Origin of the sequence: Caenimonas soli (genome assembly GCF_013155545.1) — a bacterium.
Taxonomy (GTDB): Bacteria; Pseudomonadota; Gammaproteobacteria; order Burkholderiales; family Burkholderiaceae_C; genus Ramlibacter; species Ramlibacter soli.
In genome coordinates this window covers 34,767-48,252 of the sequence record NZ_JABJVV010000018.1, presented here as the reverse complement: position 1 = coordinate 48,252, position 13,486 = coordinate 34,767, and the positions used below count along the sequence as shown (strand labels likewise).

At 58.1% G+C, this 13,486-nt stretch carries 13 protein-coding genes and 2 pseudogenes; 8 read left to right on the top strand and 7 right to left on the bottom strand.

Annotated features, from left to right (window positions below):
* Positions 1-210: 210 nt before the first annotated feature.
* The 7 genes and pseudogenes from HNE04_RS23050 to HNE04_RS23020 form a co-directional block, all read right to left on the bottom strand.
* Positions 211-726: pseudogene (locus HNE04_RS23050) on the bottom strand (NADP-dependent malic enzyme); the annotation flags it as partial.
* Positions 727-896: 170 nt separating this feature from the next.
* Positions 897-1,604, bottom strand: a complete 708-nt coding sequence (locus tag HNE04_RS23045) for an ABC transporter ATP-binding protein (protein ID WP_172224621.1) — start codon at positions 1,602-1,604, stop codon at positions 897-899.
* Positions 1,604-2,344 (bottom strand): ABC transporter ATP-binding protein, encoded by a 741-nt coding sequence (locus HNE04_RS23040; protein WP_172224618.1) that lies wholly within the window; start codon positions 2,342-2,344, stop codon positions 1,604-1,606. Before HNE04_RS23040 ends, HNE04_RS23045 begins: the two co-directional genes overlap by 1 nt.
* A complete protein-coding gene (locus tag HNE04_RS23035; protein WP_172224615.1) occupies positions 2,328-3,266 on the bottom strand; it encodes a branched-chain amino acid ABC transporter permease in 939 nt (312 codons plus the stop codon). Before HNE04_RS23035 ends, HNE04_RS23040 begins: the two co-directional genes overlap by 17 nt.
* Entirely contained in the window at positions 3,256-4,140 is an 885-nt protein-coding gene (locus tag HNE04_RS23030) for a branched-chain amino acid ABC transporter permease (RefSeq protein WP_172224612.1), read from the bottom strand. The genes HNE04_RS23035 and HNE04_RS23030 overlap by 11 nt, the downstream gene beginning before the upstream one ends.
* A gap of 82 nt (positions 4,141-4,222) precedes the next feature.
* On the bottom strand, positions 4,223-5,419 hold the full coding sequence (locus HNE04_RS23025) for an ABC transporter substrate-binding protein (protein WP_172224609.1): 1,197 nt from the start codon (positions 5,417-5,419) through the stop codon (positions 4,223-4,225).
* Between the two features lie 8 nt (positions 5,420-5,427).
* Complete coding sequence (locus tag HNE04_RS23020; RefSeq protein ID WP_172224606.1) at positions 5,428-5,574, bottom strand: hypothetical protein; 147 nt, start codon at positions 5,572-5,574, stop codon at positions 5,428-5,430.
* A gap of 413 nt (positions 5,575-5,987) precedes the next feature.
* Between HNE04_RS23020 and HNE04_RS23015 the strand changes: the two genes are divergently transcribed.
* The 8 genes and pseudogenes from HNE04_RS23015 to HNE04_RS22975 all read left to right on the top strand — a co-directional run bounded on the left by HNE04_RS23015 (position 5,988) and on the right by HNE04_RS22975 (position 13,299).
* Positions 5,988-6,242: an IS66 family transposase gene (locus HNE04_RS23015; RefSeq protein WP_172224603.1), complete on the top strand. Its 255-nt coding sequence runs from the start codon at positions 5,988-5,990 to the stop codon at positions 6,240-6,242.
* Positions 6,243-6,615, top strand: a pseudogene (locus tag HNE04_RS28605) (IS66 family transposase); the annotation flags it as partial.
* Between the two features lie 253 nt (positions 6,616-6,868).
* Positions 6,869-7,162 (top strand): hypothetical protein, encoded by a 294-nt coding sequence (locus tag HNE04_RS23000; RefSeq protein WP_172224598.1) that lies wholly within the window; start codon positions 6,869-6,871, stop codon positions 7,160-7,162.
* 477 nt (positions 7,163-7,639) lie between these two features.
* On the top strand, positions 7,640-8,581 hold the full coding sequence (locus tag HNE04_RS22995) for a PDR/VanB family oxidoreductase (RefSeq protein ID WP_172224594.1): 942 nt from the start codon (positions 7,640-7,642) through the stop codon (positions 8,579-8,581).
* 86 nt (positions 8,582-8,667) lie between these two features.
* Entirely contained in the window at positions 8,668-9,975 is a 1,308-nt protein-coding gene (hisD, locus tag HNE04_RS22990) for a histidinol dehydrogenase (RefSeq protein ID WP_172224592.1), read from the top strand.
* A gap of 169 nt (positions 9,976-10,144) precedes the next feature.
* Positions 10,145-11,437 carry a Rieske 2Fe-2S domain-containing protein gene (locus HNE04_RS22985; RefSeq protein ID WP_172224589.1) on the top strand — a complete coding sequence of 431 codons (1,293 nt, stop codon included), beginning with the start codon at positions 10,145-10,147 and terminating at the stop codon, positions 11,435-11,437.
* A gap of 418 nt (positions 11,438-11,855) precedes the next feature.
* On the top strand, positions 11,856-12,782 hold the full coding sequence (locus HNE04_RS28460) for an NAD(P)-dependent oxidoreductase (protein ID WP_328700395.1): 927 nt from the start codon (positions 11,856-11,858) through the stop codon (positions 12,780-12,782).
* Between the two features lie 52 nt (positions 12,783-12,834).
* Complete coding sequence (locus HNE04_RS22975; protein WP_207717697.1) at positions 12,835-13,299, top strand: bacteriohemerythrin; 465 nt, start codon at positions 12,835-12,837, stop codon at positions 13,297-13,299.
* The last annotated feature ends 187 nt before the right edge of the window (positions 13,300-13,486 follow it).

The window sequence follows — 13,486 nt, the reverse complement described above, 5'->3', positions numbered from 1 at the left end:
CAAATTCCGGCTCGCTTTCTACTAAGCTGCGCATCGCGTGCCAAACGGAACCAAACGTACGCCCCATCCGATGAGGATTTGCTATGTGTTTGACCTGGCCAACCGCTTCGCCTGGCCTGAACCCAGAAAGGAGCAGAATTCGAGCCGCCTCTTCCTGCCAAGAGTTATCGGAGTCAGCAGCGATTGGTGTTCTGTGTGATCTCATGCGATCTGGTCGTCGTGGAACACCGGGATGTTGAGACGGTCGCGCAGCTTTCGTTCGATGTAGAAGCACTCGGGCGCCTTGATGTCTTCCAGGTTGACGCCGCCGAGCGTGGGCTCCAGCGCCGCGATAATGTCGACCAGCTTGTTGGGGTCGGTTTCCGCCAGTTCGATGTCGAACACGTCGATGCCGGCGAACTTCTTGAACAGGCACCCCTTGCCTTCCATCACCGGCTTGCCGGCGAGCGGGCCGATGTTGCCCAGGCCCAGCACGGCCGTGCCGTTGGTGACCACGCCGACCAGGTTGCCGCGCGAGGTGTAGTCCCAGGCTTTGCCGGGATCGGCCTGGATGTCGAGGCAGGGATAGGCCACGCCCGGCGAATACGTAAGCGACAGGTCGCGCTGGTTCGACAAGGGCTTTGTCGGGGAAATCGAAATCTTGCCGCGTGTCGGCGTGCGGTGGTACTCACGCCCTGCGTCTCGCAAGAGCAATTCGGCTGCAGAGAGTTGGGTTTCAACGACCATTGAGGGCAAACTCCTGAGATTATTGGATGACTGGCCGATTGAGCGCGGGCGTACTCTGCACCGTGCCAAATCGTAGGTCATTGCGGCCAAGCATGCTCAAGCCAAAGCAGTGGACCGGCAGTCAAACCGTCTGCACAACGACGAGGCCCCGCTATTCGGGGGCCCCGTTCCTAGTGACCACCCAAGTAGGCTGCCTGCAGCCGGTCGTCGGACTTCAACGTCTCGACATCGCCTTGGAAAGTGATGCTTCCCAGCTCTAGGATTGCCGCGTAGTCAGCAATCTGGAGCGCCTTCTTCGCGTTCTGCTCGACCAACAGAACGGTGAGGCCCTTCTTCGCGCTGATCTTGGCAACCATCTTGAAAATGTCCGACACGGCAATGGGCATTAAGCCAACAGAAGGCTCATCGAGAAGGAGCAGCTTTGGATTCGACAGGAGTGCACGTCCCAATGCAAGCATCTGACCTTCACCTCCCGACAAGGTGCGAGCAGCTTGTGTGAATCGCTGTCCGAGGATCGGAAAGGTGTTGCACATCTCCTTTACGTCAGCTTCAACTTGTTCGCGATCATTCCGATTGACGGCGCCGATGCGAAGGTTCTCACCGACTGTGAAGTCAGCGAACAAGCGACGATTCTCAGGAACGATGGCGATGCCGCGACGAATTCGTTCATGCGTCGGCAGGGCGCTGATGTCTTCGCCGCCGAAGCGAACCGTGCCCGTGGAGCGCACGAGACCGAGGATGCTTCGCATGAGCGTCGTTTTCCCCGCACCGTTGGCGCCGAGAACGCTGTAGATCCTCCCGGACTCCAGTTTCATTGACACAGAGCGGAGGGATTGAACGCGCCCGTAATAGGCGCTCAGGTTTTCGAGCTGGATCATCAGTCGTCGCTCCCAAGATAGGCGGAGATGACACGCTCATTGCTGCGGACGTCATGCGGTAGCCCTTCCGCGATCTTCTCTCCCCGATCAAGCACTACCAAGCGATCGCAGAGGTTCATCGTGATCTGCATGTTGTGTTCGATGAGAAGGACTGTCATTCCATCTTCGCGCAGAGTTTTTACCAGCTCGACCAGGGACAGGCACTCTGAATGGCTCAAGCCGGAAAACGATTCGTCGAGGAGGATGAGCTTTGGCTGTAGCGCCAAGGCGCGTGCGATCTCCAGCCGGCGCAACAGACCGAGCGGCAGGTTTCGCGCTGGTTCATTCTCGTACTTGAGCAGATGCGTGCGGGCGAGCAGTTCGCGCGCTTCCCCGAGATGCGCGCGACCGCGACAGATTCTCAGCGAACGCCACAGGCTGGTGCAAAAGCGCGCGCCAAGTCCAGCCAAGACATTTTCGAGGACGCTCAGTTCACCGAATGGCCGCACAATCTGGAAAGTTCGTCCAATACCAAGGTGGGCGACCTGGTGAGGACGCATGCCGCCAGTGCACTTCCCTTCGAAGGTGATCTGCCCGCTCGATAGAGGAATGGCGCCGCTCACCAGATTGAAGAACGTCGTCTTGCCGGCGCCGTTCGGACCAATCACACCCAGGATTTCCCGCGGCGCAACGTCGAACGAAACTTGCTTGACCGCGACCAGACCACCGAAGTGGCGCGAGGCCTCACGGATTTTTAACATGCATCTCTCCGTTCGCGTCGATTACCTTCGAAAAAAGGGAACGCACCTTGGCGACGCCCCGCTGGATCTGTCCCCAGGCGAAGCTGCCGTCGCCTAGCAGACCCTTCGGCTCGTAGAGCATGAGTAGGACGAGGACGATGCCGTACACCATGCTGCGGTAGTCCTGGACAAAGCGGATTAGCTCCGGCAACGCAGTCAACAGGCAAGCACCAAACACCGCACCCCGAATCGTCCCGAGACCGCCGAAGACCAGCATCACGAGGACAAAGATGGATGGCATGAAACCGAAGTCATAGGGCGTGATGAACCGCATGAAGTGCGCGTAAAACACGCCAGCCAGGCCTGCAAGTGCTCCCCCGATAGTGAACGCGTACAACTTGAACCGAACTGGATAGATCCCGATGACGGCCGTCGCGTGTTCGTCCTCGCGCACGCTCTCGAGCGCCAATCCCATCCACGTTCTCTTCACATACCAGCAAACGGCGATAGCGAGAGCCAATGCCAGAAGCAAGATGAACAAGTAGGCTCCATTTCCGAGCGCCTCGCCGCCCAGCATTGCCTTCGGGATCCTGTTGATCCCGACCGGGCCGCCAAAGTAGGGGAGGTACACCAGTAGCGACTCGAAGACAAAAACGAGTCCGATCGTCAGGACCGCCAGTGAGTCCTCGCGCACTCTGAGTGCAGGTAGTCCAGTGAGTAAGCCCATGGCGCCCGCGGCGAGCACTGCAGGGACAATCGCCTCCCAGAACGTGAAGCCGGCCATCGTCGTGAGCATGGCGGACATGTATGCGCCCGTGCCCATGTAAACGCCCATCCCGAGGTTAAGTTGTCCGGCCCAGCCGGTCATGACGTTGAGGCCGAGCGCGACGATGCTCCAGATGGCCATCATTGACATGATGGTGATGACGTAGTTATCGAGCATAGCTAGGTCCCTTTCCCAACAGGCCCTGGGGGCGAATGAGGATCACCAGGACAAGCATCAGCATAGCGATGGCTTCTCGTGAGAGCGGAACCTCGGAGTAGGTCATGAAGAACGTTTCGGCGAAGCCGAGAAGGAGGGCAGCGAGGATGGCACCCGGAATGCTCCCGAATCCGCCTATCACGATCAGCGCAAGTGCCTTGTAGCCGATCATGTCGCCCATGGTCGTATAGACGGAGTTGTAGAGAATTGCGACCATGATGGCCCCAAAGGCGGCGATCATGGAGCTCAGGAAGAACACCATCTGCACGCTGCGGTTCACATTGATGCCCATCATCTTTGCGGTCTCGGCGTCCTGCGCTACGGCGCGGATGCCAAAACCGACGCGTGTCTTTTGCATGATGAACCACAGAAGCGCGAAGATGCCCAGCGTGCCTCCGATGATCGCGAGATTCACCTTCGGAATGGTGACACCCGCGAACGCGAGCTGACCGCTCAGCGGAGGGTAGTCGAACGGAAGTTGAAACGGTCCCGCGATGATGCGGAACAGGTCAGAAAGGCAAATGAATAGGCCGATACTCGCGATGAGCGCGACGATTCGCGGTTTAGCGAGCATCGGTCGATAGACGAACTGCTCAATCAGTGCGCCAAGGATCCCAGTGATTAGCATCGAGCCGACCAGCGCAACCGCGAAACTTCCAGATACCTTGAACAGATACAGGCCGAGATATGCCCCGGCGACAAACACGCCCGCGTGGGCGATGTGCAAGATCCGCATGACGCCGTAGATCATCGCTAGTCCCACGGCGATCATTGCGTACACGGACCCCAACGCCAAGGCGTTTAGCAGCTGTTGGCCTATGACTGCGCCATTCATTGGTACATCCTTAGATTAAGTGGGTATTGGTACCGAACGAGCCGTAACGCGAACGGCACATCGTGCCGTTCGCGTTGAGAGCTCACTTGTAATGCGCGTACCAAGGGCGGGGGTCGATCAGCGCAGGATCGGTGATGAACTTGATGAGAGTGATTTCCTTCTTCGCCTTGTCCCACTTTCCAAGTGCGATTGGAAGCATCGGCTCACGAAGCTCAGTGAAAGACACGTTCACCCCAGACAGGTTGGTGAAGCTCTTCGTTTCGGCCAGGGCCTTGCGAATGCCTTCGCGAGTCGTACCGCCACGCTTGATCGCATCGATGATGAGGCGAGTAGCATCGTAGGCCAGCCCGGCCTCGTGCGTGATGATTTTCTCCTTGTATTCCTTTTCCCAGTCGATCACCAGCTTCTTCGTAATGGCATGGTCCGTAGGGACAATGAATTCGAGCGTGCCGATCGTGCCGTCACCATGCTCGCCAATCCCTCGATACCAGTCAATTTCATTGAGGTCGCATCCGACGTAGAACTGGATCTTTGGGAATAGACCCAGCTCGCTCCCCTGCCGGCCTACAGCCGTCAGTGGCGAGCCGAAGCCACTCATGAGCACAGCGTCGGGGTTAAGGTTCTTGATCTCCGTGAGCATTGATCTGAACTCTCGCTCCGACGGGGCGAACGCTTTCTTGTAGACCACCTGGCCACCCAGTTTCTTGATCGCCTGCTCCGCCCCGTTGATGATGCCGCGGCCATACTCTTCGTCTTGCATCAAGAGAGCAAAGCGTTTCTGCCCTCGTTGGTGCGCTTCGTGAACCATGACCCAGCCTTGCACGTCCGCAACACTGGCCCAGCGGAACACGTAGTCATTGCCCTTAACCACGTTGACCGCGTTCGAATAGGCGACAACCATCGGAACCTTGCCGTCGTTGATTACCGGCGCTGCCGCGATGCTGGTAAGGCTTAAAGATCCGTTCATGATGGCGACGACGTTGTCCTGTTCCATCAACTTGCGTGCGACGGCAACGGCCTCTGTCCGGTTGCCGCGGTCGTCGTATGCCACGAGCTGAATCTTGCGGCCGTTTACGCCGCCAGCTTCGTTAGCCTGCTTCACCGCAAGACCCGCCCCCTTCTTGGCATCGATGCCAAGACCAGCGAATCCCTCGGTGAGCGGCCCGAAGAAACCGACCTTGATGGTTTCTTGGGCATTCGCTTGCGAAGTTGCAAACATCGCAACGGCCATTGCCGCTGCTGCGAGAACACGGCACGGGTGCCAGGCAATATTTCGCATGGGGTTCCTTAGTGAGAGAGGGAAAGCAGCTCTTCAAAGCCAACCTTGATCGTCGGCTGTGCGAGAGCAACGCTGGAAACCAAGGCCAGAAAGAGCCCGAGCGAGAGATGAACTCCGCCAAATATGCCAGCGGCGTAGCGTCGATATTGCGACATAGCGTCTCCATTCATTTTAGAATTGGCAGCAGCACATCTGTGCCGCTGCGCTGCAACAACAGTAGCTCCGTCCTCAGCTACCCGCGCTCGCGGATTGCGACGGCTCCACGCATCCCCCCTGTTCCGGTCAACTTCGTGACAGGTCAGTGGGTTGAATAGTGAGACGATCCCTCTACGGTGTCAAGGCGGGTTTTGCATAGTGGTTATGCGTAGTGTGCATGTCCAAGCCGCGGGCGGCGCACCTGGCTGTTGATCCCCACCAATCCCTGCGTGTAGACCGATCCAAAGTTGGCGCCCATTGTCAAAGAGCTGAACTCGGAGCTGCATGGATGCCGCCGGAGCGCCCGAGTTGAGCTAGGGCGCCGTGAACCGACAAGGGCGTCCCCACGGCCGGCCTCGTCGCGCACACGCTCGTGGCGCACTTCGTGGATCACCTGCCGTACTACCGACTCGAGCAGATCAACGCGCGCTCGATGGTGCACCCGCCGCGCTCGACGCTGGCGTCGTGGTTCGGCGCAGGTGACGCGAGCATCGTGCCGCTGTACGAAGCGCTTCGCGACGGATGCCATCCTGCGCATCGCACGGATGTATCGGCTCGAGAGCCAAGCTGGGGAGATGACGGTCGAGGGAGACTTGCGCACGGTCAGCACTACGCGCGCCCGTTGTGAGACGAGCTGCAGGCCTGGATGCAGCAGGAGCGCGCCCGCGTGCCTGACGGAGGCGGCATTGCCGCTGCGCTCGACTTCAGCCTGAAGCGCTGGGTGGCACTCGGTCGTTTCCTTGACGACGGTGCCGTGTGCATCGACAACAACCACATCGAGAACCTGATCCGGCCCTGGAGTCTTGGTCGCAAGGCCTGGCTATTTACGGGCAGTGAACTCGCCTGCAAGCGCGGCAGTGGTGATGAGCCTGGTGCAATCGTCCAAGCTGCATGGACACGATCCGTGGGTCTACCTCAAGGACGTGCTGGAGCGGCTGCCGACGCATCGCAACGACCGCGTCGACGAGCTGCTGCCCCATCGCTGGACGGCGCCGCACTGACCGCGGCGAAGCCCGTTATCACGGTCATGATCGACGACAACAACGCTTCGAACATGACGGAGGCGCTGCAAGGCGCTTCGAGCATCCAGCTCTACCAGATGCGCGCCCTGATCGACGGGATGCTCGCGGAGACGAAGCGCACGATCGCCGGGCGCGCCGCACTGCACCTCGGACAGGCCGTCCGATTCATCGACCATCGCACGGGCCAAATCCCGCTGGCAAGCTCATCGCCCGCCATGACACGCGAGCGACCGTGCTCGAAGAGAGCGTGCGCAGGATCTGGAAGATCCCGTACGCGGCGATCGAGGGTGCGCTCAACGCGGCCTACGACCCGCCGCCGGAGCCTGCCAAGCCGCAGGGACTCATCGAATTCAAGGTCGGCAAGGTGACCTTCGACAATTGCAAGGGGAGCGTGCTGGTCGGGATGATCATGCGGATCAACCGGCGGACGGCGACGCTGCAAACCATGGGCGGGAAGACTTGGCGGGTGGACTTCCAACTGCTGCGACACGTCGTCGAGGTGTTGACAACATCGCGACCCCCTTGAATGCCGGCGGGAGTCAAGACGGGGTGCCCAGCCGCTTACGAATGTCGCGTCGGAGAGAAACCGTTTGCGACAGACACTTCGCAGCCTCGTCGTACAGGCTGCGCCCGTCGCGCTTTATTCGACGACCAGTCGGCGCTTGAAGTCTTCCAGGTCGTCTGCCATCACTTTGCCACGTCCACCTAGCTGGGAACATGGGCTGTCAGTTCGTCGCCGAGAGCTCAAGTGCCTCGTTCACTGACCGTCTACGTTTGTTCGTACTCGCTGACCTCAAGTCTTGCAAGCCGAGGACTTCACCTCGAAAGAGTACAGCCAACCGCATCGGACCGGTGGCACTAGTATGCATCATTGTCATATCTAGCATGCATGCGAGCGGCTGTACACCGATAGCCACACGACATATCGTCCAGGCATGCATCGAAGCATCAATACCGCGCCGAACGGACTCCGACTTGCGTGCCACGATATGAGTACCGTGCCATGGTGACACGAGTATTGCGCGTTAAGTCGGTGACTTGGGAGGCACCAAACATCCTCTCTTTCGAATTGACTCCGCTCGACGATACGGAGTTGCCGTCGTTCACCGCTGGGGCTCACATTGACCTCGTCCTCCCAGTGGGCATCACCCGGAGCTATTCGCTCGTTAACTCTCAGATTGAGCGCCACCGATATGTAATCGCGGTCCAGAAGGACCGTGCTACGCGAGGTGGGTCGCAATGGATACATGAAAACTTGAGACCTGGCGACACGGTGTCGGTAGAGGGCCCGCGCAATCACTTCGCTCTGAACGAAGCTGCACAGAAGACAATATTCATCGCAGCCGGCATAGGCATCACGCCCATTATGAGCATGATAGAGCGTATGAAGGTTCTGAAACGCGATTGGGAGCTTATCTATTGTGCGCGTACGCGCGGAGGTGCGGCGTTTCGGGGATCGCTTGAAAACGATCCTCGGGTCCGGTTCAATTTCGATGGTGAGCCGGGCGGCAAGATACTAGACATTGCCGCCTTGATAAGGGAATCTCCCGTCGACGCCCACTTTTACTGTTGCGGTCCCCTGCCGGTGCTTGAAGCTTTCGAGTCGGCAACCGAAGGGTTGCCGAGCGAGAGAGTGCACCTCGAGTACTTCGCGGCAAAGGAGCTACCTCCGATTGAAGGTGGCTTCACAGTGGTGTTGGCAAAGAGCGGCAGGAAAGTGACCGTTTCGCCTGGAAAATCCATTCTCGAGACCCTTCGCGAATCCGGGCTCGATGTTCCATATTCCTGCGGCCAGGGCGTGTGCGGTACTTGCGACACCGCCGTGCTGGAAGGAATTCCCGACCACCGCGATCTCATCCTCACAAAGAACGAACGCCTCTCCAACAAGAGAATGATGATCTGCTGCTCCGGGGCAAAGAGCGAGAGCCTGGTGCTGGACTTGTAGCCGCGTTGCTTCCTAGGGACATCTTCACGTTATGCACGCAGCCGATGTGCACATTTCGATCGGCGACATTTAGTTAAGGTCAATCAATGGCTAGATATTTAAAGAAGGGCAAGGACGCCTCAGAGAGTCCTGCAACGGACGCTCGGATGCGTGCGACGGTTGAGCAGATTTTGTCGGACATTGAGAAGCGTGGCGACGTTGCGGTACGCGAATATTCGGAAAGATTCGATAAATGGTCGCCGGAAAGTTTCCGTATGTCGGACGAGGAGATCGACAAAGCCATCTCCTTAGTACCTAAACGCGACCTCGAAGACATCCGCTTTGCGCAAGCGCAGATTCGGCGCTTCGCTGAGAAGCAGAGGGAATGCCTCACCGATCTGGAGGTCGAGACACTAGATGGAGTTGTCCTGGGACATCGGCAGGTGCCAGTAAAGGCGGTGGGTTGCTATGTTCCAGGCGGTGCGTATCCCCTTGTAGCCTCAGCCCATATGGGTGCCATCACGGCCAGGGTTGCGGGTGTAGCGCGCGTTGTGGCGGCAGCGCCGCCAACACAAGGCAAGCCGCATCCAGCGACCATTGCCGCCATGCATCTCGGTGGCGTAGACGAAATCCTAGTGCTCGGAGGCGCACAAGCAATCGGTGCGATGGCTATCGGCACCGAGTCGATCGCGCCGGTGGACATGGTGGTCGGTCCGGGAAACATATTTGTAGCAGAAGCCAAGCGGCAACTGTATGGAAGGGTGGGTATCGATCTCTTTGCCGGCCCGACTGAAACGATGTTGATCGCGGACGATAGCGTAGATGGAGAGCTATGCGCGATTGATCTTCTCGGCCAAGCGGAACATGGGCCGACCACACTAGCAGTCCTTATCACAACCTCTGAACGTCTGGCGCGCGACACTATGTCAGAGATCGAGCGACAACTCGGAATCCTACCGACAGCCCAGATTGCGCGTCAGTCTTGGGAAGATTGGGGTGAAATCATCGTTTGCGAAAGCGACGAAGAGATGCTCCAAGTTGCCGACCAGCTGGCCTACGAGCATGTCCAGGTGATGACGCGCGATCCGGAATACTTTCTTAACAACATGAAGAACTACGGCGCGCTTTTCCTAGGGCCGCGCACCAACGTGGCTTATGGGGACAAAGTTATCGGCACCAACCACACTCTGCCCACCAATCGCGCCGCTCGATACACCGGCGGCTTGTGGGTTGGTAGCTTCCTGAAGACCTTAACCTATCAGCGCGTCCTCAGCGACGAGGCTTCCGCCTCGATCGGAGCGTACTGTTCGCGGCTGTGCGCTATTGAAAACTTTGCGGGCCATGCGGAGCAAGCCAACATCCGGGTGCGTCGCTACGGAAAGTCGCATGTAGCCCCCTATGGCGTGGCTGGATGATCGGCAAGAACCTGCACAGCAGGTCGCATCCTCTATGTCCTCACCACATATTTCCAATGCGCATCGCTCATTGCTACAAACAAGCGCGATGGTTATCTTAGTTACGGCAGATGCACCTGTGGGTGATAAGTCGTCCTGACAGTCACATTCAATAACTTCGGAGAATCCTATGCTTAGCGCGGAAGAAAATGCACGACTGACCCAAGTGGGTCCCGGTACTCCAATTGGCGAGCTGCTACGGCGTTACTGGCATCCTATCGCAGCAGTGGGTCAGTTGGACGAAAAGCCAGTCATGCCCGTCAAGCTGTTGGGCGAGGAGTTGGTGCTCTATCGCGATCGTTCAGGAACGTTGGGCCTGATCGATCGATACTGTCCCCACCGCAGGGCAAACATGGTTCTTGGCATTCCCGAGGAAGAGGGGTTGCGTTGCCCGTATCACGGCTGGCGCTTTAATGAAACGGGGAAATGCGTGGAGCAGCCTGCCGAGCCCCGCCCTTTCGGTGACCGAGTAAAAATGACGTCTTATCCGGTGCGCGAGGCATGTGGCGCAGTCTGGGCTTATCTTGGGCCGGCGCCTGTCCCTGAATTGCCGATGTGGGATTTGATGACGTGGGAGAACGCCGACCACGAAATCGGCTTCATCCATATTCCCTGCAACTGGCTTCAGAGCATGGAGAACTGCGCTGACACGATGCACTTTCCCATACTCCATGGGAATTTTCACGATTACGTGCTCGAACGACTAGGGCGCCCAGACTTGAAAAAGCGCCTGTGGCGTCCCGGAGATCCCGAGGAGGATCGAATGATTGGCATCAACGAGCACGACTATGAAGTTAATGACCGCGGCATTTTGATTCGCTACACCCAGGCCAACAAGACCAAGGACGACCCCGACTGGAGGATCGGTAGGCAAGTTGCCTTTCCCACGGTCGAACGGGCGGTCAACGATCTTGAAATTCGCGTCCCCATTGACGACACTCATATGATGTATTTTTGTGTCAGGGCACACTGGTTGCCGCCTGGCGAAAAGTCCAAACAAGACAAGACCAAGATTCCTTACTTTGAAGTGCCTTACGCACTCGACAGTAACAATAATATTGACTGGAGTGTGTTGGATGGGAACGGTATGCAAGACAACGTGATCTGGGGCAGTATGGGGCCTATTGTTGACCGCTCTAAGGAGATGCTCGGCGATTCTGATAGATCAATTCTTCTCTATCGCCGTCTGTTGAAGGAGCAGGCCGAGCTCGTGGCCGAAGGCAAGGATCCCATGAATGTGTTCCGCGATCCTGAGCAGGCGAATTGCATTTATCTTGCCGCCCCAGAAGAAGAGGACTACTGGGAATTCCAGCAAACACAACAAATCTCCCGCAATCGGAGTTTTAATAAGTACAGTCCGATCGCTCGAAAAAGAGTCGTTGAACTTTTTGGCGAGGACGCTCTTAAAGGTCCTATCTATTAATTGAAAAGCCAGGGCGCGGGGTGCCGATCAGGACGATCAAACCCCGCTGCCCCGGTTTAGCTTTTTCAGGCCGTGCTTTGAGCAAGCAGACTACCAGGCGCGGTAGGTAGATCAAAGAATCGCGGTTCTTTCTCCCGAACATTTGAAGGCATTGCGTCGAGTGCGATCGCCCTCGAGCGGCGTCGCCCGAGTCAGCTGCTTCGCCGGTCGCATTCACCTCGTGCGAGTCATGCGATTGCTTCCTGCACTCTATGCCATCGGCTGCGATCCGGCATTTGCGTCCCGTGGTTTCTGTTCCGGCGTATGCACGCGTTTCATAATACTCATGCAACCTGTCCCATGTACAACGAGCAAGGGGTCGCATATCTTTACTGACACGTTATTCATCCCAACATCTGACAAAGCTTAGACCTCTCACGTGCGAATTGCATTTATTGGCTTAGGGCGCATGGGTGCTCCCATGGCGCGCAACTTGCTCGCCGCGGGGCACCAAGTGCACGTACACGATGCGCACGCCGCTTCATCTATCCGTCTCATTGAAGGCGGTGCCAGATGGGCGGAGACTCCTGGAGCTGCCGCCGTCGGAGCGGAAGTCGCTATCACATGCCTGCCCGGGCCCACCCAGGTTGACGTTGTTGCTCGTGGAGAAAATGGAATTCTTGAGGCGCTCGCTCCCGGCTCGGTCTGGATTGACTGTACGACCAGTACTCCGAGCCTGATTCGTGAATTGAGCCACGAGTTCGTCAAACGGGGAGTCGATGTCCTGGACGCGCCGGTCAGCGGAGGCCCCGCCGGTGCGGAGCAGCGAGCACTGCTCTTTTGGGTTGGCGGAAGCGCCTCGGCCTACGCTCGGTGCCTGCCCGTACTTGGCGACATGTCCGACGAGGTCATGCACGTTGGCCCACTAGGAAGCGGCCTACTAACGAAGCTTGCACACAATTCTGCAAACTTCACCGTGCAGGCGGTGATTGCTGAAGCATTTATATGGGCGGTTAAGGCGGGCATGGATCCCTTGATCTTGTTCAATGCGCTGCGACGCGGCCTAGGAACGAAGCGTGTCGTGGATCGCCTGGCGGAACAGTTCTTACCGGGCACGTACGATCCCCCAGCATTCGCTCTGGATCTCGCGAACAAGGACCTCGGAATTGCCATCCAGCTCGCGCAGGAGAATGATCTGCAGATGCCGTTCACGGAGCTGATGAAAGCGAACATGGAGGAGGCGATCGGTCGAGGATGGGGCGCGCGTGACGCTCGAATTGCGCTGTCACTCCAGGCGGAGCGCGCCGGTGTCGATGTCCACGTCGACAGGAGCCGCATCCGAGACGAATGGCGGGATTCGTCGTAGGGCCCTCGTGATCCACCACAAGCGTCAGATTCCAATACTTGGCACTCCCCATATGAAAAGCATCTTGCTCGGTTACGCTCCCATCGACGTCGTCCACGCGGAATTCGAAGAGCTCTTGCGATCGGCGAAAGAGTCTGAAGAAAGCCAACTGCTGGGCACGCTGCGGAAAGTGCATAAACACTTGGTGGAGCACTTCGCGCAAGAAGACAAGTGGATGCAGGAGACGGATTTCCCTGCCGCGGGCTGCCACATGGACGAACACTCGAGGGTACTAGCTTCCGCGGTCCAAGTCGTGGAGCAGGTGCAATTGGGGCGATTCGATATTGGCTTTGGGTTTGTCGATGCCCTAGTGAATTGGTTTCCGGGCCACGCCGATTACCTAGATTCAGCACTGGCCGTCTGGATGTGCAAGCGGCGATTCGGCGCTCGCCCAGTCGTCGTACATCCGCGCACGCCAAGCGAAACCAGACAGGACAGTAGCCTTCCGGCCCCGGTCTGCACTGGCCAAATTGCCTAGCGGCCAAAAGTTCCGGGCGCGCCGTAGGTGAGCAGCACCTGGAGATCGCCGAGGCGGTGGCAGAGAAATGCATCGTGCTTGCGGCAGGTGATGTCGTCTGGGAAGGTTCGATGGCTGCAGCAATGGACGCTGGCGTAGTGCGTGAGGCCCTTTTTGGAAAGTGTGGTGAATACGGTGCGACCGTAGC